Raw genomic sequence first — 24,138 nt, 5'->3', positions numbered from 1 at the left:
ATAGGTCAATTTCTCGCCAGTTTAACAGGAATGTAGCAATGACGCGGGCCCGGGCCGCTTTACCCCAATTCATCCACAAAGTTATCCACAGGTTTTGTGGATAATCCCGCTTCTGCCGGCCGCACAATGAGTTAGCCGATTTTCGCAGATTTCGCCTCAAGCGGCGCCGCTAACTGCGGCAGCCGTTCCGGCACAATCCTTCTGCTTCCCCGCCCCGCCTTCGGTAAACTCCGCCCATGTCCCGCACCGTGCTCCACATTGCCATCCCCTCGCCGCTGCGGCGCCGCTTCGACTACCTGGCGCCGGCCGAAGCGGTGGCGCCGGGTTGCCGGGTGCGCATCGGCTTCGGCCGCCGGGCGTTGGTGGGTGTGGTGCTGGGCAGTTCGGCCCACAGCGAAGTGCCGCCGGACAAGTTGCGCCCGGTGGAGACGGTGCTCGACGCCGAACCGTTACTGCCGCCGGAGATCCTGGAACTGCTCACCTGGGCAAGCACTTACTATCACCATCCCATCGGTGAGGTGTGCGCCGCCGCCCTGCCGGTAGCCCTGCGGCAGGGCGAGCCGGCGCAGCCGCGCACCCTGCGCCGCCATGCCCTCACCGCCGCCGGCCGTGCCGCGCGGCCGGATGAACTGAAACGCGCGCCGCGCCAGGCCGCTCTGTTGGCCCATCTGCAACGGCTGGATGCCCCGGCCGGGGCCGCTGAGCTGGACGAGGTCGAGGGCTGGCAGGGGGCCATGGCACGGCTGGTGGAAAAAGGCTGGGTGGAGGTGCAGGAGGCGCCGGCCCTGCCCGCGGCCGGAACGGCTTCCGACACCTCACCGCCGCTGGCGGCGGCACAGCAGGCGGCGGTGGATAGCGTCAGCGCCGCCTTCGGCCGTTTCGGCGGCTTCCTGCTCGACGGCGTCACCGGCAGCGGCAAGACCGAGGTGTACCTGCGCCTCATCGCCCAGAATCTCGCCGCCGGTCGCCAGACCCTGGTGCTGGTACCGGAGATCGGCCTCACCCCGCAGCTGCTGGAGCGTTTCCGCCGCCGTTTCCCGGCACCCATCGCCGTGCTGCACTCGGGCCTCGCCGACGGCGAACGGCTCAACGCCTGGCTCGCCGCCCGCGCCGGCCTCGCCCCCATCGTCATCGGCACCCGCTCGGCGGTGTTCACCCCGCTGCCGCAGCTGGGCCTGATCGTGGTGGACGAGGAGCACGACCCCTCGTTCAAGCAGCAGGACGGCTTCCGCTATTCGGCGCGCGACGTGGCGGTGGTGCGGGCGCAGAAGGCCGGCGTGCCCATCGTGCTCGGCTCCGCCACCCCGGCGCTGGAGAGCCTGGCCAATGCCGCCGCCGGCCGCTATACGCGGCTGGAACTGCCGGAACGCGCCGGCAGCGCCATCCACCCGCACCTGCACCTGCTCGACATCCGCCACCAGCGCCTCGACGGCGGCATCAGCGAACCGCTCTACGGCGTCATGGGCCGCCATCTGGAGCGCGGCGGCCAGGTGCTGCTGTTTCTCAACCGCCGCGGCTACGCCCCGGTGCTGCTGTGCCACGACTGCGGCTGGGTCGCCACCTGCCGCCGCTGCGACGCCCACCTCACCTACCACGCCGGCCAGAGGCGCATCCGCTGCCACCACTGCGGCACCGAGCGGCCGGTGCCGCAGCAATGCGCAAGCTGCGGCAGTCACGACCTGCGCCCCATCGGCCACGGCACCGAACGGGTGGAGGAGGCGCTGCGCGCGCGTTTTCCGGACATCGGCATCGAGCGCATCGACCGCGACGCCACCCGCCGCAAGGGCAGCCTGGAGGAAAAGCTCGCGCGGGTGCACAGCGGCGCGGCGCGCCTCCTCATCGGCACCCAGATGCTGGCCAAGGGCCATCACTTTCCCGACGTCACCCTGGTGGGCATCCTCGACGCCGACCAGGGCCTGTTCTCCGCCGACTTCCGCGCCGGCGAGCGCATGGCCCAGCTCATCTTGCAGGTGGCGGGACGGGCCGGCCGCGCCGAACGCCCCGGCGAGGTGCTGATCCAGACCCACCACCCCGATCACCCACTGCTGCGCCTGCTCATCGACCAGGGCTACGGCGCCTTCGCCGCCGCCGCCCTGGAGGAACGCCGCCAGGCCGAGCTGCCGCCTTATGCCTTCCTCGCCCTGCTGCGCGCCGAGGCACCGGCCGCCGCCGCCCCGCTGGCCTTTCTGGAACAGGCGCGGCAACTCGCGGAAGGATTGCGGCCCGAAGGCATCATGCTGCTCGGCCCGGTGCCGGCGCCGATGGAACGCCGCGCCGGCCGCTACCGCGCCCAGTTGCTGTTGCAGACCGCCAGCCGCCCCGCGCTGCACCGCCTGCTCGATCGCTGGCTGCCGTTGTTGGAAGAATCAAAAACCGGGCGCAAGGTGCGCTGGTCACTGGATGTCGACCCGGGGGAGATGTTTTGAAGACCTGACATCACGCCCCGGATTTTGGAGACCAGATAAGAGCACGAATATTGATGCCATTAAAGTGGCTGGAGAAGACAGAGGGCACATACAATCCTGGCCGAGACCACGGCAAGTATTTCCGAGCTGAAGAAAAACCCCATGGGCACGGTGGCCGCCGGCGAGGGCTTTCCGGTCGCCATCCTCAACCGCAACGAACCTGCCTTCTACTGCGTACCGGCGGCCGCCTATGAAGCGCTCATGGACCGGCTGGAAGACCTGGAACTCAATGCCCTGGCCGATACGCGCCTGAAGGATGGCAAGGAGCCGGTGAAGGTGACGCTGGATGAGCCATGAGCAGGCCTTCCATGCGGACGCATTCGCCGAATGGCGCGCGCTCGACAACTCCGTACGTACCCAAGTCAAGAAAAATCTGGCCGCACGACTGGAACACCCTTCCGGGGAGGGAAGAAGACACACCCGACGATGATGTGGCATCCATAACCGACTGCTCGTCATCGTCGTGGCAGTAGACAAACACCATGCCGCCTACAGAGCCGCACCAGCCCGGTATGCAACATTACAACTACGCCGCGCGTGGCTCCACCTCGCGCCCGATACGCTCGGCCAACTCGGCGCTGGCAACCTTGAGGTCGTAGGCAGTTTGCAGATTCATCCAGAACTCGGCGCTGGTGTGGAAATAACGTGCCAGACGCAGAGCGGTATCCGGCGTGATGGCGCGGCGCTCGTTGACTATCTCGCCGATGCGCGTCGCCGGCACGCGCAGGGCCTGGGCCAGGGCGTGGGCCGAAAGGCCAAGGGGGGTGAGATACTCTTCGCGCAGAACCTCGCCGGGATGGATGGGACGCATCTTGTTGCTCATCGCGGTTTCCTCAATGGTAATCGACGATTTCCACGTCGCAAACATCGCCGTCCTGCCAGCGGAAACACACCCGCCACTGGTCGTTGATGCGGATGCTGTATTGCCCGGCACGGCCGCCAGACAGCTTTTCCAGCCGGTTGCCGGGTGGACTCTTCAGGTCGTCGAGGACGGCGGCACTATCCAGCATTTGCAGCTTGCGTTCGGCCTGCGCCTGCCAGGCGCGAAAGCGCCGCGGGCTCCCTCCCTCGTACAGCGCCTGCGTATCCTTGCAGCGGAACGACTTGATCATGCGCCAAGCGTATAACGTCTAGCGTTAAACGTCAACCACCATGGCTGACGGGCGCGACAACGGGAAAGGGACAAGACACGAGCCAAATCGGTATACTTCCCCGCCATTCCCAGTGTTCCCTTTTCTCCTTGCCCCTTTACCCCTGTATCTGATTCCATGAAACACCACCTGCAACAGCTCATCACCGCCGCCCTCGACGCCCTGCGCACCAACGGCGTGCTGGACTGTGCGCTGCCCGACTCCATCGTCATCGAGCACACCCGTGACAAGAGCCACGGCGACTTCGCCTGCAACGTGGCGATGCCGCTGGCCAAGATAGCGCGACGCAAGCCGCGCGAACTGGCGGAGCTGATCACTGGCGCGCTGCCGGCCTCCACGAAGGTGAGCAAGGTGGAGATCGCCGGTCCCGGCTTCATCAACTTTTTCATGAGCAGCGACGCCTTCACCGCCGTGGTGGGCGAGGTGCTGGAGCGCGGCGAGGCCTTCGGCCGCTCGACCCTGGGCAACGGCAAGCGCGTGCAGGTGGAATTCGTCTCCGCCAATCCCACCGGGCCGCTGCACGTGGGCCACGGTCGTGGTGCCGCCTACGGCGCCACCGTCGCCGACCTGCTCGCCGCCGTCGGCTTCAACGTGCACCGCGAGTACTACGTCAACGATGCCGGGCGCCAGATGGACATCCTCGGCACCTCGGTGTGGCTGCGCTACCTCGACCTGTGCGGCGAGGAGATTCCGTTCCCGGTCAACGGCTACAAGGGCGACTACGTGTGGGACATCGCCGCCACCCTGCACCGCGAGCACGGCGATGCCTTCCGCCATCCCGCCAGTGCCGTGTTTCAGGACATCTCCCCCGACGAGCCCGCCGGCGGCGACAAGGAGGTGCATATCGACGAGCTCATCGCCCGCGCCAAGCAGCTGCTCGGCGCGGCGAATTACCGCACGGTGTTCGACCTCGGCCTCAACGTGATCCTGGCCGACATCAAACAGGACCTGGAGGAGTTCGGCGTCGCCTACGAGGAGTGGTATTCCGAGCGCAAGCTGGTGGAGAGCGGCAAGGTGGACGAGGCGATCCGCCGCCTGCAAGCGGCCGGGCATGTCTACGAAAAGGACGGCGCGCTGTGGTTCCGCTCCACCGCCTTCGGCGACGAAAAGGACCGCGTGGTGGTGCGCGACAACGGCGTGAAGACCTACTTCGCCTCCGACATCGCCTACCACATGGAAAAGCTCGAACGCGGCTTCGAGCGTATCATCGACGTGTGGGGCGCGGACCATCACGGCTACGTGCCGCGGGTGAAGGCCGCGCTGCAGGCGATGGGCGATGACCCGTCGAAGCTGGACGTGCTCTTGGTACAGTTCGCCATCCTCTACCGCGGCGGCGAACGCGTGCAGATGTCCACCCGCTCCGGCTCCTTCGTCACCCTGCGCGAACTGCGCGACGAGGTGGGCAACGACGCGGCGCGCTTCTTCTATGTGCTGCGCAAGTGCGAGCAGCACATGGACTTCGATCTGGATCTCGCCAAGTCGCAGAGTGCCGACAATCCGGTGTACTACATCCAGTATGCCCACGCCCGCGTCTGCTCCGTGATGCGCCAGCTCTCCGAGAAGGGCCTGTCCTACGACCAGGCGGCGGGACTCAAGCACCTGCACCTGCTCACCGAATCCCACGAGCAGGAACTGATCCAGGCGCTGACCCGTTATCCCGAAGTGGTGGAATCGGCGGCGCTGGCCCACGAACCGCACCAACTGGCCCATTACCTGCGCGAACTGGCCAACGGCTTCCATACCTACTACAACGCCCACCAGTTCCTGGTCGACGACAGCGGTCTGCGCGATGCGCGCCTGGCCCTGATCAGTGCCGTGCGCCAAGTGCTGCACAACGGCCTGTCGCTGCTCGGCGTGTCCGCGCCGGAAACCATGTGATTCATGGCTACCCGCGATTACAAGAAGCGTCCCCAGGCCAAACGCTCCCCGGCCAGGAAGGGCGGCGGCGCCCCCGGCTGGCTGTGGCTGCTGGCCGGCCTCGCCGTCGGCCTGCTGGTGGCCTTCCTGATCTGGCTGGACAAGCTGCCTCTGCCCAAGCCGGCACCGGCCCGGACGGCGGTGGAGAAACCGGCCCCGGCCAAGGCCGAGCAGAAAGATGCACGCAGCGTGATGAAGGAGACACCACCCAAGGCACCGGATAGCCAGGCCAAGGACGAACGCAAACTGGCCTACGACTTCTACACCCTGCTGCCGGAGATGGAAGTGCCGGTGCCCGACAACGAGCCCACGGCGCGTGGCCTGCCGCCCACGCCGGTAGCTCCCGGTAGCTATGTGGTCCAGGTGGGCGCGTTCCGCACAATGAAGGACGCCGACGCGCGCAAGGCGGAGCTGGCCCTGCTCGGCATCGTCTCCTCCATCCAGGTCATCACCATCGACAACAACACCCTGCACCGCGTGCGCATCGGTCCGATCAAGGATCTCGCCCGCCTGGATCAGGTGCGCAACACCCTGCGGCAGAACGATATCCCCTTCATGCTGCTGCGGGAAAAGAGCTGACACACCCTGCCCGAATGGGGTGCATGGGACCGGTGGCCGGAGCCGCCTCCCAGCACCCCGATGGTGCAAATCCCGCCACAACCTTCCCTAACCCCATGATTTATTGACATTTATCAATTTTGTCCCCTTGCCCCTATACCCCATTAGCGTTATAAAGAATTCGCTTACCCGGCCGTCCAACAATAGACGTACCACACGCGGGTAACACGACCTGGCGCCGTTGGCGCTTTGCAAGGAAAGGGGGGAATATGGACATAGTCTTCAGGCCCGGCATCGGGCTGCTCAACCGTTTGCGCTATCCGCACAAGTTCCTGTTCATCGGTGTGATCTTCCTGGCGCCCCTGGTGGTGATGGGCTATTTCCTCGTCAACGAGGTCAACCAGCGCATCCGCTTCATGGAACAGGAGCGGCTCGGCGTCGAGTACATCGCCCAGCTGCGCAAGCCGATCCAGGACATCCAGCAGCACCGCGGCATGAGCGCCGCCTTCCTCAACGGCGACGCCAGCTTCCGTGAGCGCATGGCACAGCGTCAGGCCGCCATCGACGCCCATTTCGCCACCCTGCGCAGCGTCGATCAACGTCTGGGCAGCGCCCTCAAGAGCGGCGACAAGCTCGCCACGCTGGAGCGGCAATGGAATACGCTGAAAGGCGAAGTCACCACCTACACCCCGCCGCAGAGCTTCGAGCGCCACACCGCCCTCATCGAGGGCCTGCGTGACTTCATCACCTACCTCGCCGACACCTCCAACCTGATCCTCGACCCGGAACTGGACAGCTACTACCTGATGGACCTGATGGTGGCGCGCCTGCCGGCGCTCACCGAGGGCATGGGGCAGTCGCGCGCCATCGGTTCCGGCGTCGCGGCGCGGCACGCCTTCACACCGCAGAGCTGGGCGCAGCTGGCGATCCGCATCGATCGCATCCGCGAGGCGGAAAAGGCTCTGAACTACAACCTGACCACGGCCATGCGCGAAAACCCGGCCCTGGCCGGCAGGCTGCAACAGGCGGGCGCACAGGCAGCGAGCACCGTCGCCAGCTATACCACCCTCATCAACGGCATGCTGGAGCAGGATCAAGTCAGCGTCAGCGCCGCCGAGATCTTCGATCAGAGCACCCGCGCCATCGACGCCGTCTTCGGCCTGTTCGATCTCATCGTGCCCACCCTGGATGGGCTGCTGACCCAGCGCATCGCCGACTACAACAACATCAAGGCCGTGACCCTGGCCGTGATGCTGAGCGTGCTGTTGGCGATGGTATACATCTTCTCGGCCTTCTATATGGCCGTGCTGCGTTCCATCGCCGATCTCAAGGACGCCATCCACCGCATGGCCGACGGCGACCTTACCGTGAACCTGACCCTGCAGACGCGCGATGAAATCCGCCACATCGCCGATCAGGTGAATGCCATGGCCAGCCGCTTCCGCGAACTGGTGGGCAACGTATTGCGCTCCACCCACCAGGTGGCCACGGCGGCGGAAGAGCTGTCGGCGGTCAGCGAGCAGACCAACCAGGGCATCAACGAACAACTGGCGCAGACCGATCAGGTGGCCACGGCAGTGAACCAGATGAGCGCCACCGTGCAGGAGGTGGCGCGCAGCGCCGCCTCCACCTCCGATGCGACACGCAACGCCCAGCAGGAATCGCACACCGGCCACGGCGTGGTGCGCGATACGGTGAAAACCATCAATGCCCTGGCCGAGGAAATCCGCAGCGCTGCCGGTGTCGTGCGCAAGCTGGGCGAGGACAGTGAGGAGATCGGCAAGGTGCTGGACGTAATCCGCACCATCGCCGAACAGACCAACCTGCTCGCCCTCAACGCCGCCATCGAGGCCGCGCGCGCCGGCGAGCAGGGCCGCGGCTTTGCCGTGGTGGCCGATGAGGTGCGCACCCTGGCGGGACGTACCCAGCAATCGACGCAGGAGATCCAGGCAATGATCGAACGCCTGCAATCGGGTGCACGCCAGGCCGTGCAGGCCATGGTGGCCAGCGAGAGCAAGACCGAGGAAGGCGTGGCCATGGCGGCCCGTGCTGGCGAGGCGCTGGACTCCATCACCCGCTCGGTGGCCACCATCGCCGACATGAGCGCGCAGATCGCCGCCGCCGCCGAGGAGCAGGCCACCGTGGCCGAGGAGATCAACCGCAACGTGACGCAAATCGCCCAGGTGTCGGATCAGAACGCCGCCGCCTCCACCCAGACGGCCTCCTCCAGCACCGAACTGGCCCGTCTGGCGGAGGAGCTGAACGGTATGGTGGCCGTGTTCCGGGTATGACGGAAAAAGCCATCAAACGTCCGGATGCAACGTTTCACTGGTGTTCGCAGGAACCGCTCCGCCGCGCGGCGGCGTACGGGCAGAGCCGCGCCGCCGTTGAAACTCTTTGCGGCCTTGGCGTCCTTTGCGCCTCTGCGTTGCAGGCTTTTCACTCTTCACTGGGGCACCATCAGCCGCGGAAGGCGATGATGCCGAACAACACCGCCAGCACCACCACCACCGCAACGCCGCCCACGGCCACGGAGTTGTAGGTCTGCGCCAGTTTGTTCTTCAGCCGCGCCACCTCCTGGCTCTGCACGATCAGCTCGGCCTCCAGCTCATGCTGCTGCTGGGCGGCGCGCTTCAGGTTGCGCCGCAGTTCGGATACCTCATCCTCCAGGCGGCGTTTTTCCTCATCGTGGGCAGCCACCCCGGCGGCACTCTCGCTGTCGTCGCGCGCCTCGCCCAGCACCACCATGCCCGGCTCCTGCTTCTTCAACACGAAATTGAGGGCATGCTCATGGGCGCGCAATTCGGCATACAGGCGTGATGGCACCAGATTCATCTCGCGCATGCGCGCCTCCAGCCGCTCCTTGGCGGCGGAGATGTCGCCCGGCGTGTTCATGATCAGGCGCCGGTAGGTATCCACATAAGCGACCGCGTCGCCGGCCATGAATTTGCGTACGGCTTCGGCCATGCTCACTCTTCCAGGTAGGTGTAGCCGGCCAGGCCGGCATCCAGCGCATCGGCAAAGCGTGCCCGTTCGTCCGCGCTCAGATCGGCTGCCGCCAGCTTGGCCTGATAGGCCGCCTGCAACAGCGCGGTATCGTAATTCACGTAGCGCAGCACCCGATCCACGGTATCGCCCAGCTGCGCGGCGGTGAGACGGTAGCTGCCATCGGGCAGCAGCTCCACATTCACCGAATCGGTGTCACCGAACAGGTTGTGCAGGTCGCCGAGGATTTCCTGATAGGCGCCAAGCAGGAACATACCCATCACATAGGACTCGCCCGGACGCAGGCCATGCACCGGCAGGGTGGTTTCCAGACTGTCGTGATCGATGTAGTGATCGATGCGACCGTCCGAGTCGCAGGTGATATCCTGCAATACGGCGCGGCGCGGCGGGCGCTCGTTCAGGCGGTGCAACGGCAGCACCGGGAACACCTGATCGATACCCCAGGCATCGGGCAGGGACTGGAACAGGGAAAAATTGCAGAAATACTTGTCGGCCAGTTTTTCGTTCAGCTCGTCCAGCACCTCGCGGTGCGCGCGCACTCCCGGTTGCAGGCGGCTGCGCACCTGCTGGCAGATGGCGAAGTACAGTTCCTCCACGCGCGCCCGCTGCTCCAGGGTGATGACGCCGTGCTGATACATGCCTTGCGCCTCGGCCAGCCAGTACACGGCGTCGTGGTACGCCTCGACCAGCGAGCGGGCACTGCCGCCGTCGCGCACATTGCACAGCCCCTGCCAAAGGTTGGCGATGATCACCGGCTCATCCGGCGCCGCCGGCATGACCTCGCGCGGCGCCGGTGCCTGCTCCTGATCGATGACCTGGGTGAACAAGGCGGCGTGATGCGCCGTCATGGCGCGGCCCGACTCGGTGATGATGTGCGGATGCGGCAGGTTTTGTTCCTCGCATATCTCCCACAGCGCATGCACCACGTCGTTGGCATATTCCTGCACGCCGTAGTTCATGGAGCAATCGCTGCGCGAGCGGCTGCCTTCGTAATCGATGCCCAGGCCACCGCCCACGTCGACATAACGGATATCCACATCCATGGCGCGCAGCTCGGCATAGTGGCGCGCGCACTCGCGCATGCTGCGCTGGATGTCGCGGATATTGGCCACCTGCGAGCCCATGTGGAAGTGGATCATCTGCAGGGCGCCGAGCATGTCCACCTCCTGCAGGCGCTGCACCACACGCAGGATCTGCGCCGCCGACAGGCCGAACTTGGCCTTTTCGCCACCGGTGTTCTGCCACTTGCCGGCGCCGATGGAGGCGAGGCGCACCCGTACACCGAGCAGGGGCGCGATACCGAGGGCCTGCGATTCCTCGATCACCAGCTCCAGCTCGGAGAGCTTTTCCACCACGATGAAAATGCGCAGACCGAGGCGCAGGCCGATAAGGGCCAGACGGATGTACTCGCGATCCTTGTAGCCGTTGCACACCACAGTGCCGCCCTCGGCATCGGACAGGGCCAGCACCGCCATCAGCTCCGGCTTGGAACCCGCCTCCAGGCCGACGCGGCGGCCACCATGACGGAGGATTTCCTCCACCACGCTGCGCTGCTGGTTGACCTTGATGGGATACACGGCGGTGTAACCGCCACGGTAATCATCTTCCACCATGGCGCGCTGGAATGACTGGCACAGCACATCGACACGATCACGCAGAATGTCGGTAAAACGCACCAGCACCGGCAGGGTGAGCCCGGCCTGGCGCAGGTCATCGACCAGGGCGAAGCAGTCGATACCGGGACTGGCCTGGTTGCGATCCGGTCGCGCGACGAGATGGCCCGCGGCATTGACATCGAAGTAGCCGCCGCTCCAGTGCGGTATACCATAGGTTTCGCGCGCCTTGTCCTGATCCCAATCGCCCATGTCGCCGCCGAAGTTGAAGATGAATGACTACCGGGAGACAATATAGGCGAATACTCACATACTGAATAGCGCGGAGCAGCCATGGCCCTGGATGATACTCTCTGGTTCACCGAAAACCCCACCGCCGACGGTTCCACCTTTTCCCTCAAGATCACCGGCAAGCTGCACGAGGAACAGACGCCGTTCCAGAAGATCGAGGTCTACGGCACCGAAGGTTTCGGCAACCTGATGGTGATCGACGGCTACATCATGCTCACCGCACGCGACAACTATCTCTACCACGAGATGCTGGCCCACCCGGTGCTGTTCACCCATCCGAATCCGAAGCGCGTACTGATCATCGGCGGCGGCGATTGCGGCACCCTGCGCGAGGTGCTGCGCCATCCGGAGGTGGCGCAGGTGCAGCAGGTGGATATCGATGCCGGCGTCACCCGCGCCGCGGAAAGGTTCTTCCCCGAACTGTGCGAATCCAACAACGACCCGCGCGCCGAACTGCACTTCGCCGACGGCATCCAGTGGGTGCAGGAGGCGACGCCCGGCAGCTATGACGTGATCATCGTCGACAGCACCGACCCGGTGGGCCCGGCCATCGGCCTGTTCTCCGAGCCGTTCTTCCGCGATTGCCACCGCGCGCTGGGGGACGATGGCATCATCGTGCAACAGAGCGAGTCGCCCCTGCTCAACATGCAGATCCTCACCGACATGCACAAGGCCATGCGCGGCGCCGGCTATGCCGACGTGCAGACCCTGCACTTCCCGCAGCCGGTGTACCCCTCCGGCTGGTGGACCTGCACCATGGCCGCCAAACACGCCTTCAAGGGATTCCGCATTGCCGACGCCGTGGCCAAACCCTTCCCCACCCGCTACTACAGCGCCGAGGTGCACCAGGGCGCGCTGGCCCTGCCGCCGTTCATGAAAGAGGCATTCGCAAAAATCGCCGGCTGATCACAGGGCGGGCTTCAGCCTGCCCCGCCTGACTTCGGGCTGGGTGCTGCGCGGCGTAACCACTCGGGGCTCAGTCGCACCAGCGCGCCACATCCTGCTCGGCGCGCTGCTCCGCCGCCGCGCGCTCATTCTCGCCGAGGGTGACGCGGTTACCCTGCTGATCCAGGTTGTACAGGCTGCCGGCGCTGCGATAACGGCGCAGGCGGTCGCGCGCCAGGATACAGTTGCGTTCGCGCTGCGCCTGCTCTTTCCGGCTCTGCTCCTCCTGCGCCTTCTTCAGCTCGCGCTCCTCTTCGAAGGCCCGCAGCAGGCGCTGTTCGTTGTCGCGCCGTTCCGCCTCGGTCGGGGTCGCGGCAGGCGCCGCTGGCAGCACCTTCAGCTGCAGTTCCTGCGCCTGTGCCCGTGCCGGCGGTCGTTCACCGAAGTGCACCTGGCCCTGCTCATCTACCCACTTGTAGACACCGGCGGCAAAGGCCGGCGCCAGGCACACTGACATCAGCAACAGCGTCAAACGTAAATGCATGGACACCTCCTTGATCTTCAACGACGCCACGTCACGGGCTACGGACCGGACAACCGCTCCAGCCGCAGCCGGTCACGCTCGTCGAACAGGCCGCGCGCGCCGCGCCATACCGCCACCATGGTGCCGAAACCGGTGCCGGCGGTGATGAGGAACATCACCAGGATCTGGTATTTCACCGCCTCCAGCGGCGGTGTGCCGGCGAGGATCTGGCCGGTCATCATGCCGGGCAGGCTGACCACGCCGGCGGCGGCCATGGAATTGATCATCGGGATCATGCCGACGCGCATCGCCTCGCGGCGCAGGTCGCTCACCGCCTCCATGGCATTCTGGCCGAGCATCAGCCGTGCCTCGATCACCGCGCGCTGCTGCCAGGCACCGTTGGTGAGGCGGTCCATGCCGAGTGCAATGCCATTCATGGTATTTCCCAAGACCATACCAAGCAGCGGAATGGCATATTGCGGTTTGTACCAGGGGTCATTGCCGATGATCACGATCAGGGCCATCACCGTGACGGTAAATGACGATACAAACATGGCGCTGGTGCCGACGCCGTAACCGCGCCAGCCGCTGAAGCGGCGCTGCTGCCGCGCCATCACCTCGCGCCCCGCCACCGCCAGCATGATGAGAGCCATCAGGCTCACCCACCACCACTGCGCGTTGTCGAACAGCGCCTTGAGCACCAGACCGATGAGCAGAAGCTGGATGGTGGTGCGCAGGGCAGCCACGAGCAACTTGCGCTCCATGGCCAGTTGCAGGCGCCAGGACAAGCCGGCCAGCAGCAACACCAGCAGTGCCGCCAGGCCGAGGTCAAAGGGAGACAGCGCGATGACACTCATGCCGCCTCCTCCAGCCTGCCGGCCACGATGCGGATCTGGCGGCTGGCCACGCGCTGCATCTGCGCCGGATCATGGCTCACCCACAGTACCGCCGCCTGTCGCTGCTCGCGGTAGGCGGCCACCAGCGCCTCGACCCGCTGTACCGAGGCCGGATCGAGGGCCGCCGTCGGCTCGTCCAGCAGCAACACGCGCGGCTGGTTGGCCAGCAGGCGCAGCAAAGCCAGACGCTGGCGCTCGCCGGTGGAACAGCGCGCCACCTGCCAGTCCAGGGTTTCGCGGCCCAAGCCCAGGGCCCGCCACTGCGCCTCGTCCACCTCCGCAAAATGCTCGCCTACCCGCTCGCGCCACCACTGGCTCTCCGCCGGCAGCAGCCCGACCAGACGGCGCCAGTCCCACGGCCTGTATTCGCGCGCCTCACGCCCGTCCAGCCAGACCCGGCCGTCATGGGGGTCGAGGTCGGCGATGGCGCGCAGCAACAGGCTCTTGCCGGCGCCGGAGGGTCCCGAAATGCAGACGCATTCCCCCGCCGCCACCTCCAGCGCCGGGATGCTCATGGCGTGGCTGGCCACGCCTTCAAGTCGTAACAGGCTCAGGATCGTCTCCCGCTTGGAATTGGTCATTCCTCCCCCATACTTGGGGAAGACGCCACGCGTTGCGGCGTGGTTTCATTCTACGGGATCAACCACACAAAACAGAACGAGGCCAGCATGAGCGAACCCGAGATCACCCAGAAAAAACCCTATGTACTGGAACTGGAGGCTGGCGATTACTGGTGGTGCGCCTGCGGCCGCTCGAAGAACCAGCCCTTCTGCGACGGTTCCCACCAGGGTACCGGTCTCAGCCCGCAGAAATTCACCCTGAGTGAAAAGGGCAAGGTATGGCTGTGCGGCTGCCGCCGCAGCGGCAAGGCGCCGCACTGCGACGGCACGCACAAGGGGCTGTAAACCGCCAGGTACGAGATACGTGGCGCAAGATGCGAGGGAGATGAGCGCTGTACCCACGATCGTCGGTACGAATCGACACGAGCGTAGCGCGTTCCTTCCTCGTATCTCGTCCCTAGTCCCTCGTACCTAATCTCAAACCGCAAACACACGCCTCCCCAGCCACTACTTTACCGAAGGCAAAAAAACAGCGGGCATCTTGCGATGCCCGCCAATGCGCCTAGGAGGAGAGCGCTTACTTGCTGGAAGTGAATTCCGGATAGGCCTCCAGGCCACACTCGGTGAGGTCGACACCGTTGTATTCCTCTTCCTCGCTGACACGCAGGCCCATGACGGCCTTGATGATCAGCCAGGTGACGAAGGCCGTGCCGAACACCCAGGCGAAGATCACGCCGATACCGATGAGCTGGGACAGCAGCGAGGACTCTTCGTTGCTCAGCGTCACCGCCAGCAGGCCCCAGATGCCGACCACGCCGTGCACGGAGATGGCGCCGACCGGGTCGTCGATCTTCAGCTTGTCCAGGGTGATGATGGAGAACACCACCAGCACGCCACCGACCGCACCCACCACGGTGGCGAGCAACGGGGTCGGAGCCAGCGGCTCGGCGGTAATCGCCACCAGACCGGCCAGGGCACCGTTCAGCGCCATGGTCAGGTCAGCCTTGCCGAACAGCAGACGCGCGGTGATCAGCGCCGCCACCACACCGCCGGCGGCGGCCATATTGGTGTTGACGAACACCAGCGCCACGGCATTGGCCTCGCCCACGTCGGACACCTTCAGCTCGGAACCGCCGTTGAAGCCGAACCAGCCCAGCCACAGGATGAAGGTACCCAGGGTGGCCAGCGGCAGGTTGGCGCCGGGGATGGCGTTCACCTCACCATTGGGGCCGTACTTGCCCTTGCGCGCACCGAGCAGCAGCACGCCGGCCAGTGCCGCGGTGGCACCGGCCAGATGCACCACGCCGGAACCGGCGAAGTCCAGGAAACCCAGGCCGTCGAGGAAACCGCCGCCCCACTTCCAGAAACCCTGCACCGGATAGATGAAGCCTGTCATCACCACGGCGAAGGCCAGGAAGGCCCACAGCTTCATGCGCTCGGCCACGGCACCGGACACGATGGACATGGCGGTGGCCACGAACACCACCTGGAAGAAGAAGTCCGACATGTTGGAGTAGTAGGGTGCATCCTCACCGCCGGCCAGCACTTCTTCCACGGTGTTGTCGCCGCCGAGCAGGAAGCTCAGGCTGGGAATCACCGAGTTGACGCCGTCACCGTACATGATGTTGTAGCCGACGATCATGTACATGATGCAGGCCACCGCATACAGCACGATGTTCTTGGTCAGAATTTCAGCGGTGTTCTTGGCGCGCACCAGGCCCGCCTCGAGCATGGCGAAGCCAGCCGCCATCCACATTACCAATGCACCGGATACCAGGAAGTAGAAGGTATCCAGCGCATATTTCATTTCTGTCACAGCTTCCATCGTCGCATCCTCCGTTACAGGGCGTCCGGGCCGGTTTCGCCGGTGCGGATACGCACCGTCTGTTCCAGATCGAATACGAAGATCTTGCCGTCGCCGATCTTGCCGGTGTTGGCGGCCTTGCGTACCGCCTCGATCACCTGATCCACCATGTCGGCCTTCACCGCGGCTTCAACCTTCACCTTGGGCAGAAAATCGACCACGTACTCCGCGCCGCGATACAGCTCGGTGTGGCCCTTCTGCCGCCCGAAACCCTTCACCTCGGTGACGGTGATGCCCTGCACGCCGATCTCCGACAAGGCCTCACGCACGTCATCGAGCTTGAACGGCTTGATGATTGCAGTTACCAGTTTCATCGTTGTCCTCCTTTAGGGGCCGGGCCGCGGCTGCGGCCCGGCATGACCTGTCATGGATCAGAGATCGAAGGCCTTGTTGACGGTGAACACCAGGCGGGTTTCGCCATCGCCGTCGGCGCTGTTGTTGTCGAGGTCTTCGTCGTTCTTCAGCAGATAGCCGCCGACAGTGAAACCGGACACGTCGGTGTCGTAGCCCACCTGCACATAGCTGCCGTCGGCCTCGTCACCGTAGGTGCCGTACAGGGCATACAGGCCCTTGTACTCGGCCTTCACGGTGGTGAAGGTGTAGTCGGCGTCGGTGCCGCCGATGTCGCTGCCGTTGTAGGTTCCGATGTTGTGGGTGACGGTGAAGGGACCGTAACCGGCGCTCAGGTTGAGCTCCTCGTAGCTGCCGTCGAAGTCATCGCTGTAGTAGTAGCCGGTGAAGCCGACACCGTAGCTCAGGTCACCGACGGCGCCGTTGTAGCCACCGTAGATGTCGTATTCGATGCCGTTGTTCACGTCGGCGGCCCAGGTGCCCACGTAGAGGCCGCTCTCATGACCATAGTCGACGCCGGCGGAGGCACTGGACTCGGCCTGGTAGATGCCACGGAAGATGTATTCGGACGCGAAACCGACGTTGGCGCTCAGCTCGGCGGCGGCCTGGCCGCTGGCCAGCAGACCCAGGGCGATGGCGGAACCGAGTACGGACTTGCGGAACATGCTGCTCATTGTTTCTCTCCTCAGGTTGGATGGATTGCGGGTCAATGCCTGCGCAAGAGAACAATTGCATCGCCTGTGCCAACCATGAATTTCTTTTTATTTCATGGTGTTGCGCAGGCCTGCCGGCGGCCGTAAAAAACGGCCGCACCAGGATGGACCGCTGCCGTTTGCGCCGCGCACCGTTTTGGCGCACGCAACGACGGCGTGATCGCGTACACTTGCGATACAACGGAGGCCCTCATGGATACCCATTTCATCGACGATCTGGCGCAACGTCTCGCGGCCGCGCTGCCGCCTGGACTGCACGCGCTGCGGCAGGATCTGGAACACAATTTCAATGCCGTGCTGCGCGCGCGGCTGGAAAAGCTCGACCTGGTGACGCGCGACGAATTCGACGCGCAGGCGCGCGTGCTGGCACGCAGCCGCGCCAAACTGGAAGAGCTGGAAAGAAAGATTGCCGAGCTGGAGCAGCGCCTGGCGTAGGCACCGCCCGGCAACAACGGGCCGGCCTCGAGGTCAGTCATCCGCGGGCACCGATACCCGCGCGCAACAACGGAACGGAAGCCATGTCACTTGCCATCGTGCACAGCCGCGCCGCCGTGGGCATCGATGCCCCGCCGGTGGCGGTGGAAATCCACCTCGCCAACGGGCTGCCCGCCCTGTCCATCGTCGGCCTGCCCGAGGCGGCGGTGAAGGAGAGCAAGGACCGCGTGCGCGGCGCCCTGCTCACCTCCCGTTTCGAGTTTCCCGCCCGCCGCATCACCATCAATCTCGCCCCCGCCGACCTGCCCAAGGAAGGCGGACGTTTCGATCTGCCCATCGCGATTGGCCTGCTGGCCGCCTCCGGGCAGCTGCCGCAGGAGGGGCTGCCGCGCTACGAGTTTCTCGGTGAACTGGCGCTGTCCGGCGAACTGCGCCCGGTGCGCGGCGTGCTGCCGGCGGCGCTCAAGGCGCGCGAACGCGGGCGCGCCCTGGTGGTGCCCGCCGCCAATGCCGACGAGGCCGCGCTGGTGAGTGACGTCACCGTGCTGCCGGCCAGCCACCTGCTGGAGGTGTGCGCCCATCTGCGCGGACACACCCTGATCACTCCGCACGTCCTGCAATTGCCGCCACACAGCCCCCCCGATCTCCCCGACCTGGCCGACGTGCGCGGCCAGCACCAGGCGCGCCGCGCCCTCGAAGTGGCCGCCGCCGGCGGGCACAGCCTGCTCATGCTCGGCCCGCCCGGCACCGGCAAGACCATGCTGGCCAGCCGCCTGCCCGGCATCCTGCCGCCGCTGAGCGAAGAGGAGGCGCTGGAGGCCGCCGCCATCGCCTCCATCAGCGACCACGGCTTCAACGCCGCCCACTGGGGGCGGCGCACGTTTCGCGCCCCGCACCACACCGCCTCCGGGGTGGCACTGGTGGGTGGCGGCAGCCACCCGCGGCCGGGCGAGATCTCCCTGGCCCACCACGGTGTGCTGTTTCTCGACGAGCTGCCGGAGTTCGATCGCAAGGTGCTGGAAGTGCTGCGCGAGCCGCTGGAGTCGGGCCGCATCACCATCTCGCGCGCCGCGCGCCAGGCGGAGTTTCCCGCCCGCTTCCAGCTGGTGGCGGCGATGAATCCCTGCCCCTGCGGCTACCTCGGCCATCCCAGCGGCCGCTGCCACTGCACGCGCGAACAGATCCAGCGCTATCGGGCACGCATCTCCGGTCCGCTGCTGGATCGCATCGACCTGCAGATCGAGGTGCCCAGCCTGCCGCAGGAGGCGCTGCGCAACAGCGAAAACAGCGCCGAAGACAGCGCCACGGTGCGCAGCCGGGTGACGGCGGCACGCGAGCGCCAGCTGGAACGTCAGGGCAAGAACAACAGCGAGCTGAGCAACCGCGAATGCGGCAGGCTGTGCAAGCTGGGTGATCGGGAACTGGACCTGCTGGACCGTGCCGTGGATCGGCTGGGCCTGTCGGCACGCGCCTATTTTCGCATCATCCGTGTGGCGCGCACGGTGGCCGACCTCGCCGGGAGCAAAACGGTGGAACTACCGCATCTCACCGAGGCGCTGGCCTACCGGCGACTGGAGCGCAGTTAGGGAAGGTCTGAATAAGTCCATCCTGGACTTCTCAGACCACGCCAAGCGAAAAGCGTGATTTTCGCTTGGCTTCATTTTTCAACGACTTATCGTCGTTGAAAAATGGCGGCCAACCGCATGGACCCGTTCCATGGCGATCGGTGCACCTCAGCGGCCGGCGGGGTTTCTATCCCAGTACCCCTGCCAGCCAGGCCAGGGTTTCCTCCTGCCACACCAGCAGCGCGCATGCCACGGCGATGAGCAGCAGCCAGCGCCACCAGCGCCCGCCGCCCCGGCGGCGCCGGAACAGGCTGCGCTCGCGCCACTGGCGCTCCGCCTTGTCGAGATCGTCCCGCATCGACCGATATCCCTGTTTGCATGAGGACCATCAGAATGAACCAGGTCGGCGTTCAGGTAAAGGCCTGCGCTGCTACAATACGCGCCCGCTTGCCAACCGCCGCTGCCGAAACCGCCCGTGTCCAATCTCAATCCGCGCCAGCATGAAGCCGTGCGCTACATCGACGGTCCCCTCCTGGTCCTGGCCGGGGCCGGTAGCGGCAAGACACGCGTCATCACGCAGAAGATCGCCTGGCTGATCCAATCCTGTGGCATTTCCCCGCAACACATCGCCGCCGTCACCTTCACCAACAAGGCGGCACGCGAGATGAAGGAACGCGCCGGCAAGCTGCTTGCCGGCAAGGAGAGCCGCGGGCTGCGCGTCTCCACCTTCCACACCCTCGGCCTCGACATCATCCGCCGCGAGGGCAAGCATCTGGGCTACAAGCCATCCTTTTCCATCTTCGACGCCACCGACAGCGGCAACCTGATCAAGGAACTGCTGCGCAAGGAGAACGTCAACGAGGACCTGCTCAAGGAACTGCAGCAGCAGATCTCGCGCTGGAAGAATGCCTTCACCACGCCGGAGCAGGCCGTCACCCTGGCGAGCAGCGACGGCGAGATGCGCGCCGCGCGCATCTACGGCGAGTACAACCGCCACCTCAAGGCCTACAACGCCCTCGACTTCGACGACCTGATCATGCTGCCGGTGCGACTGTTCATGCAGCACCCCGAGGTGCTGGAGCGTTGGCAGAACCGCATCCGCTATCTGCTGGTGGACGAATACCAGGACACCAATGCCACCCAGTACCAGCTGGTGAAACTGCTGGTGGGGGCTCGCGCCGCGCTCACCGTGGTGGGTGACGACGATCAGTCCATCTATGCCTGGCGCGGCGCGCAGCCGGAGAACCTGGCCCTGCTCAGCCAGGACTTCCCGCGCCTGAAGGTAATCAAGCTGGAGCAGAACTACCGCTCCACCGGACGCATACTCAAGGCCGCCAACCAACTCATCGCCAACAACCCGCATGTGTTCGACAAAAAGCTGTGGAGCGAGCTGGGCTACGGCGATCCGATCCGCATCGTCTCCTGCGCCGACGAGGAGGACGAGGCGGCCAAGGTGGTGGGCCTGATCATCAGCCACAAGTTCAAGCACCGCACCGAATACCGCGACTATGCGATCCTGTATCGCGGCAACCACCAGTCGCGCCTGTTCGAAAAGGCCCTGCGCGAACAGCGTATCCCCTACACCCTGTCCGGCGGCGCCTCGTTCTTCGCCTATACGGAAGTGAAGGACGTGCTGGCCTATCTCAAGCTGCTGGTCAACCCCGACGACGACACGGCCTTCCTGCGCGCGGTGAACACGCCGCGGCGCGAGATCGGCCCGTCCACGCTGGAAAAACTCGTCGCCTATGCCGGCAGCCGCGGCGTTTCCCTGTTCACCGCCTGCTTCGAGCTGGGGTTGAAGCAGCAGCTTTCCGAACGCGCCTATGAACGCGTGGAACAGTTCGCCCATTGGCTGGTGGACATCGGCGATCGGGCGCGACGCGGCGATCCGATCGCGGCCATCCGCGACCTGGTGCGCGAGATCGATTACGAGACCTATCTGCGCGATACCTCCAACGATATCAAGGCCGCCGAGCGGCGCATGGGCAACGTCTACGAACTGCTCGACTGGATCAAACGTCTGGCCGAACAGGAAGAAGGCAGCGAGCCGGACATCACCCTGCTGGTGAACAAGATCTGCCTGCTGGACATGCTCGATCGCAACGACGAGGAATCCGCCGGCGACAATGTGCGGCTGATGACGCTGCACGCCGCCAAGGGCCTGGAGTTTCCCCATGTCTTCCTGGTCGGCATGGAAGAGGAACTGCTGCCGCACCGCAACAGCATCGAACTGGACACCATCGAAGAGGAGCGCCGCCTCGCCTATGTCGGCATCACGCGGGCGCAGAAGACCCTCACCATGACCGTGGCTACCCGCCGCCGCCGTGGCGGTGAACTGGTACGCTGCGAACCCAGTCGTTTTCTCGCGGAACTGCCGCAGGATGATCTGGAGTGGGAAGGGACCGGCGTCGAACTGCCGGCCGAGGTGCGCCAGGAACGCGGCAAGGCGCAGTTGGCGAATCTCAAGGGCATGCTCGGGGGCTGACGCCCCAGGTACGAAGGACAAGATACGAAGAACGGACTGCGCGCATAGCGTGCACCTCCCTCGTCCCTTGTCCCTCGTATCCCGTACCTCGAGACATCGTCGGCCTACTGGCCGACGATGTCTCGATACGCATGCCAGGTGGCATAACCCAGCAGCGGGAAGGTGACGATCAGGCCGAGGTACAGCGGCAGGATGCCGATACCGGCAAACACCGCGATCAAACCCGCCCACAGCAGCATGACAGGCCCGTTCTTCACCACGGCCTTCACGCTGACCATCATGGCGGTGATCACGTCGATGTCCTCGTGATCCACCGCCAGCGGCACCGATACCGCCGTCAGCATGAAGGCGATGGTCAGCGCCAGCGCGCCGCTGATGCTCACCGCCGCGAGCATCGGCCAGGTGATCGAAGTAAGGAAGGTGGCCAGGTCCGGCGCGCCGCCGAACACCTGGGCCATCACCATCGCGTTGGCCACGAACAGCGCGGTCAGCTGCATCGAGGTGACGAACCAGGCCAGCATCAGCAGCACCATGATGATGCCCAGGCTGTAGGTGGTCATGGTGTTGCGCCGCCAGCCGTGCCTGGTGTCGTCCAGGGTGCTGTCCAGTTCGCCTTCGCGGCGGCGGGCCACCTCATACAACCCCACCGCCAGCACCGGGCCAAGAAACAGAAAGCCCGGCATCAGGGCGATGGCCCAATGCCAGGACCCGGCCGAACCCAGCAGCAGGGACACCAAGGCGAAGGCCAGGGTCGCCGCCAGGCCGTAGGCCAGGCTCAGGCCGGGCGCGGCGACGAAGTCGCGCCAGCCTTCCGCCAGCCAGAACCACGGCCGCGTCATGTCGACACGGCGGATTTCCGGCATGGCCATGGGGGAAACGTAGTGCTCGAGATAGGGGCGTCGCATGGTCATCACCTCCAGTAAGGAATTGCGGGATGACGCCCGGGGATGGGTATCTGATGCAAACTGTAGCAGATGCGCCCGAGCGTTCTACTCGGGTATCATCAGCGTTTTCGATGCAGCGGCGAAAACGATAAGTATCCCAATAACAAGCTGTTGCCCGGTTTTGCGTCACGCGCTCCAGGCGTTACACTGCCTGCACAATAACAAGCAGGAAGCATTCACCATGGATCTGGAGACGAGATTGGAGGGGCCGGTCTCAACCGCGTTTTACCGTCCCGTCAGCCTGCGTGCGTTGCAGCCCCTGGGTCGCCACTTCGACGGCGCCGCCCTCCTGGTGGCCTGGCTGGCCACCCTGGCCCTCGGCATCGGCCTGGGCCTGGCCTCCATCGCCTACGACTGGTCCGGCCTGCCCCTGCACCTCGGCGGCGTCGACCTCTACATCACGATCTACCCGCCGCTCATCTTCTCCACCCTGTGGGTACTGTGGTTCGGCTTCTGGTGGGGCTTCGTGCCGGCCTATCTCGCCACCCTGGTGCTGGCGCTGTATTCGGGCATGCCGCTGGCGTGGGCGCTGCTGTTCGCCTTCGCCGATCCACTGTCGCTGGCGGTACTGGCCATTGCCTACCGCGCCATCCCGATCCGCTATGACCTGCGCAGCAGCAATGCCCTGGCCTTCTTTGTCCTCATCTCCTTCGTCGGCAGCATCTTCGGCGCCACCGGCTCCTTCATCTGGACCCACACCAACGCCCTCGGCGTGCATGATCTATTGCCCATCTGGCAGGGCTGGTGGCTGGGCAACCTGCTGCAGAACCTGCTGCTGGTGGCGCCACTGCTGTACCTGTTCAGCCCCATGATCAGCCGCTGGCGCGAGCGCCATCTCGGCGTCATCACGGTGCGCGCAAGGGAGACGCGCGGAACCCTGCTGGCCGGCGGCACCATCATCGCCGGCGTACTGCTCTACCTGCATTTCACCATTGCCCTCAGCCACCACCGTCTCGAGAGCGCCCTGGCCGGCGACGACACCGCCGCCTGGCGCGCGGCCGCGCTGGCCAACGCCGAAGCCACCACCATGCTGTACTGGGCCGTGGTGATCCTGATCCTGTTCATCGCCTTTTTCGGCACCCAACTGTTCGTGCACTGGACCCGTTCGTTGCAGCAATCGGCACGCGAACTCTCCAGCACCAATGTGCGTCTGCGCCGCGAGATGGACCAGCGCGAAGAGGCCGAGCAGGAGTTGCGGCAGACCGCCGATCGCCTCGCCACCGCCAATGCCAGCAAGGATCGTCTGTTCTCCATCGTCGCCCACGACCTGCGCGGCCCGGTGAGCGCCATCGGCTCGCTGCTGAACATCCTCGACAGCCAGGTCCGCGAGCAGGGCCAACGCGAACTGATCGAGCGTTTCGCCAACCTGCGTGAGGCGATGCAGCAACTGACGCGCTTCCTGGAGAACCTGCTGCAATGGTCGCGGCTGCAACTGGATCAGGATCAATGCCAGCCTCAGGTAGTGGATCTCGCCCGTGCCGTGGACAGCGCCGCCGGTCCCAGTGCACTGCATGCCTCACTCAAGGAAATCACCGTGGAGCGGCGCGTGACCCCGGATACGCTGGTTTTGGCCGACCCGCACATGCTGCAGACCATCCTGCACAACCTGCTGTCCAACGCCATCAAGTTCACGCCGCGCAAAGGCTATGTCACCGTCACGGCGGCACGTGAACACCTTGATATCCACGTCACCGTGCGCGATACCGGTATCGGCATCGAAGCCGACAAGCTGTCGCAGCTGTTCGACATCGCCCGACTCTCCAGCCGACCCGGCACCAACGGCGAACCGGGCAGCGGCCTGGGCCTGCTGCTGTGCAAGGAACTGGTGGAGCGGCAGGGTGGCCACCTGTGGGTGGAAAGCTGGCCGCATACCGGCACCGAAGTACACTTCACCCTCCCCGCCGTGCGAAATTGAA

At 65.3% G+C, this 24,138-nt stretch carries 23 protein-coding genes; 11 read left to right on the top strand and 12 right to left on the bottom strand.

The window, feature by feature from the left end:
- The first annotated feature begins 236 nt into the window (after positions 1-236).
- Together EP379_RS00705 and EP379_RS00700 are read left to right on the top strand one after the other, a co-directional pair.
- Positions 237-2,426 (top strand): primosomal protein N', encoded by a 2,190-nt coding sequence (locus EP379_RS00705; protein WP_127474749.1) that lies wholly within the window; start codon positions 237-239, stop codon positions 2,424-2,426.
- 93 nt (positions 2,427-2,519) lie between these two features.
- Positions 2,520-2,762, top strand: coding sequence for a type II toxin-antitoxin system Phd/YefM family antitoxin (locus tag EP379_RS00700; RefSeq protein WP_269471042.1), 243 nt, complete (start codon positions 2,520-2,522; stop codon positions 2,760-2,762).
- A gap of 229 nt (positions 2,763-2,991) precedes the next feature.
- Here EP379_RS00700 and EP379_RS00695 read toward each other — a convergent pair whose 3' ends face one another.
- Both EP379_RS00695 and EP379_RS00690 read right to left on the bottom strand, forming a co-directional pair.
- Positions 2,992-3,288, bottom strand: a complete 297-nt coding sequence (locus tag EP379_RS00695) for a HigA family addiction module antitoxin (protein WP_127474745.1) — start codon at positions 3,286-3,288, stop codon at positions 2,992-2,994.
- Positions 3,289-3,298: 10 nt separating this feature from the next.
- The gene (locus EP379_RS00690) at positions 3,299-3,577 is read right to left on the bottom strand and encodes a type II toxin-antitoxin system RelE/ParE family toxin (RefSeq protein ID WP_127474743.1); all 279 of its coding nucleotides are present in this window, start codon (positions 3,575-3,577) and stop codon (positions 3,299-3,301) included.
- A gap of 156 nt (positions 3,578-3,733) precedes the next feature.
- Here EP379_RS00690 and argS point away from each other — a divergent pair, with 156 nt between their 5' ends.
- From argS to EP379_RS16595, 3 genes are all read left to right on the top strand, one after another.
- Positions 3,734-5,494 carry an arginine--tRNA ligase gene (gene argS / locus EP379_RS00685; RefSeq protein WP_127474741.1) on the top strand — a complete coding sequence of 587 codons (1,761 nt, stop codon included), beginning with the start codon at positions 3,734-3,736 and terminating at the stop codon, positions 5,492-5,494.
- Between the two features lie 3 nt (positions 5,495-5,497).
- Positions 5,498-6,112, top strand: coding sequence for an SPOR domain-containing protein (locus tag EP379_RS00680; protein WP_127474739.1), 615 nt, complete (start codon positions 5,498-5,500; stop codon positions 6,110-6,112).
- A 248-nt stretch (positions 6,113-6,360) separates the two neighbouring features.
- Positions 6,361-8,382, top strand: a complete 2,022-nt coding sequence (locus tag EP379_RS16595; protein WP_127474737.1) for a methyl-accepting chemotaxis protein — start codon at positions 6,361-6,363, stop codon at positions 8,380-8,382.
- A gap of 169 nt (positions 8,383-8,551) precedes the next feature.
- On the opposite strand, the gene EP379_RS00670 is transcribed toward EP379_RS16595, so the two are convergent.
- The gene (locus EP379_RS00670; protein ID WP_127474735.1) at positions 8,552-9,058 is read right to left on the bottom strand and encodes a hypothetical protein; all 507 of its coding nucleotides are present in this window, start codon (positions 9,056-9,058) and stop codon (positions 8,552-8,554) included.
- A gap of 2 nt (positions 9,059-9,060) precedes the next feature.
- Complete coding sequence (gene speA, locus EP379_RS00665) at positions 9,061-10,962, bottom strand: biosynthetic arginine decarboxylase (RefSeq protein WP_127474733.1); 1,902 nt, start codon at positions 10,960-10,962, stop codon at positions 9,061-9,063.
- A gap of 81 nt (positions 10,963-11,043) precedes the next feature.
- On the opposite strand from speA, the gene speE reads away from it, so the two are divergent.
- On the top strand, positions 11,044-11,907 hold the full coding sequence (speE, locus tag EP379_RS00660; protein WP_127474731.1) for a polyamine aminopropyltransferase: 864 nt from the start codon (positions 11,044-11,046) through the stop codon (positions 11,905-11,907).
- A 70-nt stretch (positions 11,908-11,977) separates the two neighbouring features.
- Here speE and EP379_RS00655 read toward each other — a convergent pair whose 3' ends face one another.
- The 3 genes from EP379_RS00655 to EP379_RS00645 are packed head-to-tail and all read right to left on the bottom strand — an operon-like array spanning position 11,978 to position 13,886.
- Entirely contained in the window at positions 11,978-12,430 is a 453-nt protein-coding gene (locus EP379_RS00655; RefSeq protein WP_127474729.1) for a DUF4124 domain-containing protein, read from the bottom strand.
- Positions 12,431-12,468: 38 nt separating this feature from the next.
- Positions 12,469-13,266 carry an ABC transporter permease gene (locus EP379_RS00650; RefSeq protein ID WP_127474727.1) on the bottom strand — a complete coding sequence of 266 codons (798 nt, stop codon included), beginning with the start codon at positions 13,264-13,266 and terminating at the stop codon, positions 12,469-12,471.
- Positions 13,263-13,886, bottom strand: a complete 624-nt coding sequence (locus tag EP379_RS00645; protein ID WP_172600330.1) for an ABC transporter ATP-binding protein — start codon at positions 13,884-13,886, stop codon at positions 13,263-13,265. The genes EP379_RS00650 and EP379_RS00645 overlap by 4 nt, the downstream gene beginning before the upstream one ends.
- Positions 13,887-13,973: 87 nt before the next feature.
- Between EP379_RS00645 and EP379_RS00640 the strand changes: the two genes are divergently transcribed.
- Positions 13,974-14,210 carry a CDGSH iron-sulfur domain-containing protein gene (locus EP379_RS00640; RefSeq protein WP_127474725.1) on the top strand — a complete coding sequence of 79 codons (237 nt, stop codon included), beginning with the start codon at positions 13,974-13,976 and terminating at the stop codon, positions 14,208-14,210.
- Positions 14,211-14,442: 232 nt separating this feature from the next.
- Here EP379_RS00640 and EP379_RS00635 read toward each other — a convergent pair whose 3' ends face one another.
- Genes EP379_RS00635 through EP379_RS00625 form a run of 3 tightly spaced genes read right to left on the bottom strand, consistent with a single transcriptional unit; the run spans position 14,443 to position 16,754 of the window.
- Positions 14,443-15,690: an ammonium transporter gene (locus EP379_RS00635; RefSeq protein WP_127474723.1), complete on the bottom strand. Its 1,248-nt coding sequence runs from the start codon at positions 15,688-15,690 to the stop codon at positions 14,443-14,445.
- A gap of 14 nt (positions 15,691-15,704) precedes the next feature.
- A complete protein-coding gene (gene glnK / locus EP379_RS00630; protein WP_127474721.1) occupies positions 15,705-16,043 on the bottom strand; it encodes a P-II family nitrogen regulator in 339 nt (112 codons plus the stop codon).
- Between the two features lie 57 nt (positions 16,044-16,100).
- Positions 16,101-16,754, bottom strand: coding sequence for a TorF family putative porin (locus EP379_RS00625; protein WP_127474719.1), 654 nt, complete (start codon positions 16,752-16,754; stop codon positions 16,101-16,103).
- Between the two features lie 231 nt (positions 16,755-16,985).
- Between EP379_RS00625 and EP379_RS00620 the strand changes: the two genes are divergently transcribed.
- A complete protein-coding gene (locus EP379_RS00620) occupies positions 16,986-17,228 on the top strand; it encodes an accessory factor UbiK family protein (RefSeq protein ID WP_127474716.1) in 243 nt (80 codons plus the stop codon).
- An 83-nt stretch (positions 17,229-17,311) separates the two neighbouring features.
- Positions 17,312-18,814, top strand: coding sequence for a YifB family Mg chelatase-like AAA ATPase (locus tag EP379_RS00615; RefSeq protein ID WP_127474714.1), 1,503 nt, complete (start codon positions 17,312-17,314; stop codon positions 18,812-18,814).
- 166 nt (positions 18,815-18,980) lie between these two features.
- Here the strand turns inward: EP379_RS00615 and EP379_RS16300 are convergent, their stop codons facing one another.
- Positions 18,981-19,151, bottom strand: a complete 171-nt coding sequence (locus EP379_RS16300) for a hypothetical protein (RefSeq protein ID WP_172600329.1) — start codon at positions 19,149-19,151, stop codon at positions 18,981-18,983.
- 117 nt (positions 19,152-19,268) lie between these two features.
- Between EP379_RS16300 and rep the strand changes: the two genes are divergently transcribed.
- Positions 19,269-21,278: a DNA helicase Rep gene (gene rep / locus EP379_RS00610; protein ID WP_127474712.1), complete on the top strand. Its 2,010-nt coding sequence runs from the start codon at positions 19,269-19,271 to the stop codon at positions 21,276-21,278.
- Between the two features lie 104 nt (positions 21,279-21,382).
- On the opposite strand, the gene EP379_RS00605 is transcribed toward rep, so the two are convergent.
- Positions 21,383-22,189 carry a DUF2189 domain-containing protein gene (locus tag EP379_RS00605; RefSeq protein WP_127474710.1) on the bottom strand — a complete coding sequence of 269 codons (807 nt, stop codon included), beginning with the start codon at positions 22,187-22,189 and terminating at the stop codon, positions 21,383-21,385.
- Positions 22,190-22,403: 214 nt separating this feature from the next.
- Here EP379_RS00605 and EP379_RS00600 point away from each other — a divergent pair, with 214 nt between their 5' ends.
- Positions 22,404-24,137: a sensor histidine kinase gene (locus EP379_RS00600; RefSeq protein WP_172600328.1), complete on the top strand. Its 1,734-nt coding sequence runs from the start codon at positions 22,404-22,406 to the stop codon at positions 24,135-24,137.
- The last annotated feature ends 1 nt before the right edge of the window (position 24,138 follow it).

This window comes from Sulfurivermis fontis (genome assembly GCF_004001245.1).
GTDB lineage: Bacteria > Pseudomonadota > Gammaproteobacteria > Thiohalomonadales > Thiohalomonadaceae > Sulfurivermis > Sulfurivermis fontis.
The sequence above is the reverse complement of the archived record's forward strand: the minus strand, read 5'-3'. Positions and strand labels throughout refer to the sequence as shown.

Excerpts from the sequence above, each read along its gene's own strand:
- EP379_RS00620 (WP_127474716.1), top strand. The coding sequence starts at position 16,986 with ATGGATACCCATTTCATCGACGATCTGGCGCAACGTCTCGCGGCCGCG.
- argS (WP_127474741.1), top strand. The coding sequence starts at position 3,734 with ATGAAACACCACCTGCAACAGCTCATCACCGCCGCCCTCGACGCCCTG.
- glnK (WP_127474721.1), bottom strand. The coding sequence starts at position 16,043 with ATGAAACTGGTAACTGCAATCATCAAGCCGTTCAAGCTCGATGACGTG.
- EP379_RS00615 (WP_127474714.1), top strand. The coding sequence starts at position 17,312 with ATGTCACTTGCCATCGTGCACAGCCGCGCCGCCGTGGGCATCGATGCC.
- EP379_RS00605 (WP_127474710.1), bottom strand. The coding sequence starts at position 22,189 with ATGACCATGCGACGCCCCTATCTCGAGCACTACGTTTCCCCCATGGCC.
- EP379_RS00645 (WP_172600330.1), bottom strand. The coding sequence starts at position 13,886 with ATGACCAATTCCAAGCGGGAGACGATCCTGAGCCTGTTACGACTTGAA.
- speA (WP_127474733.1), bottom strand. The coding sequence starts at position 10,962 with ATGGGCGATTGGGATCAGGACAAGGCGCGCGAAACCTATGGTATACCG.
- EP379_RS00690 (WP_127474743.1), bottom strand. The coding sequence starts at position 3,577 with ATGATCAAGTCGTTCCGCTGCAAGGATACGCAGGCGCTGTACGAGGGA.
- EP379_RS16300 (WP_172600329.1), bottom strand. The coding sequence starts at position 19,151 with ATGCGGGACGATCTCGACAAGGCGGAGCGCCAGTGGCGCGAGCGCAGC.
- EP379_RS00670 (WP_127474735.1), bottom strand. The coding sequence starts at position 9,058 with ATGGCCGAAGCCGTACGCAAATTCATGGCCGGCGACGCGGTCGCTTAT.
- EP379_RS00695 (WP_127474745.1), bottom strand. The coding sequence starts at position 3,288 with ATGAGCAACAAGATGCGTCCCATCCATCCCGGCGAGGTTCTGCGCGAA.
- EP379_RS00625 (WP_127474719.1), bottom strand. The coding sequence starts at position 16,754 with ATGAGCAGCATGTTCCGCAAGTCCGTACTCGGTTCCGCCATCGCCCTG.
- speE (WP_127474731.1), top strand. The coding sequence starts at position 11,044 with ATGGCCCTGGATGATACTCTCTGGTTCACCGAAAACCCCACCGCCGAC.
- EP379_RS00640 (WP_127474725.1), top strand. The coding sequence starts at position 13,974 with ATGAGCGAACCCGAGATCACCCAGAAAAAACCCTATGTACTGGAACTG.
- EP379_RS00655 (WP_127474729.1), bottom strand. The coding sequence starts at position 12,430 with ATGCATTTACGTTTGACGCTGTTGCTGATGTCAGTGTGCCTGGCGCCG.
- EP379_RS00600 (WP_172600328.1), top strand. The coding sequence starts at position 22,404 with ATGGATCTGGAGACGAGATTGGAGGGGCCGGTCTCAACCGCGTTTTAC.
- EP379_RS00635 (WP_127474723.1), bottom strand. The coding sequence starts at position 15,690 with ATGGAAGCTGTGACAGAAATGAAATATGCGCTGGATACCTTCTACTTC.
- EP379_RS00705 (WP_127474749.1), top strand. The coding sequence starts at position 237 with ATGTCCCGCACCGTGCTCCACATTGCCATCCCCTCGCCGCTGCGGCGC.
- EP379_RS00680 (WP_127474739.1), top strand. The coding sequence starts at position 5,498 with ATGGCTACCCGCGATTACAAGAAGCGTCCCCAGGCCAAACGCTCCCCG.
- EP379_RS16595 (WP_127474737.1), top strand. The coding sequence starts at position 6,361 with ATGGACATAGTCTTCAGGCCCGGCATCGGGCTGCTCAACCGTTTGCGC.
- EP379_RS00650 (WP_127474727.1), bottom strand. The coding sequence starts at position 13,266 with ATGAGTGTCATCGCGCTGTCTCCCTTTGACCTCGGCCTGGCGGCACTG.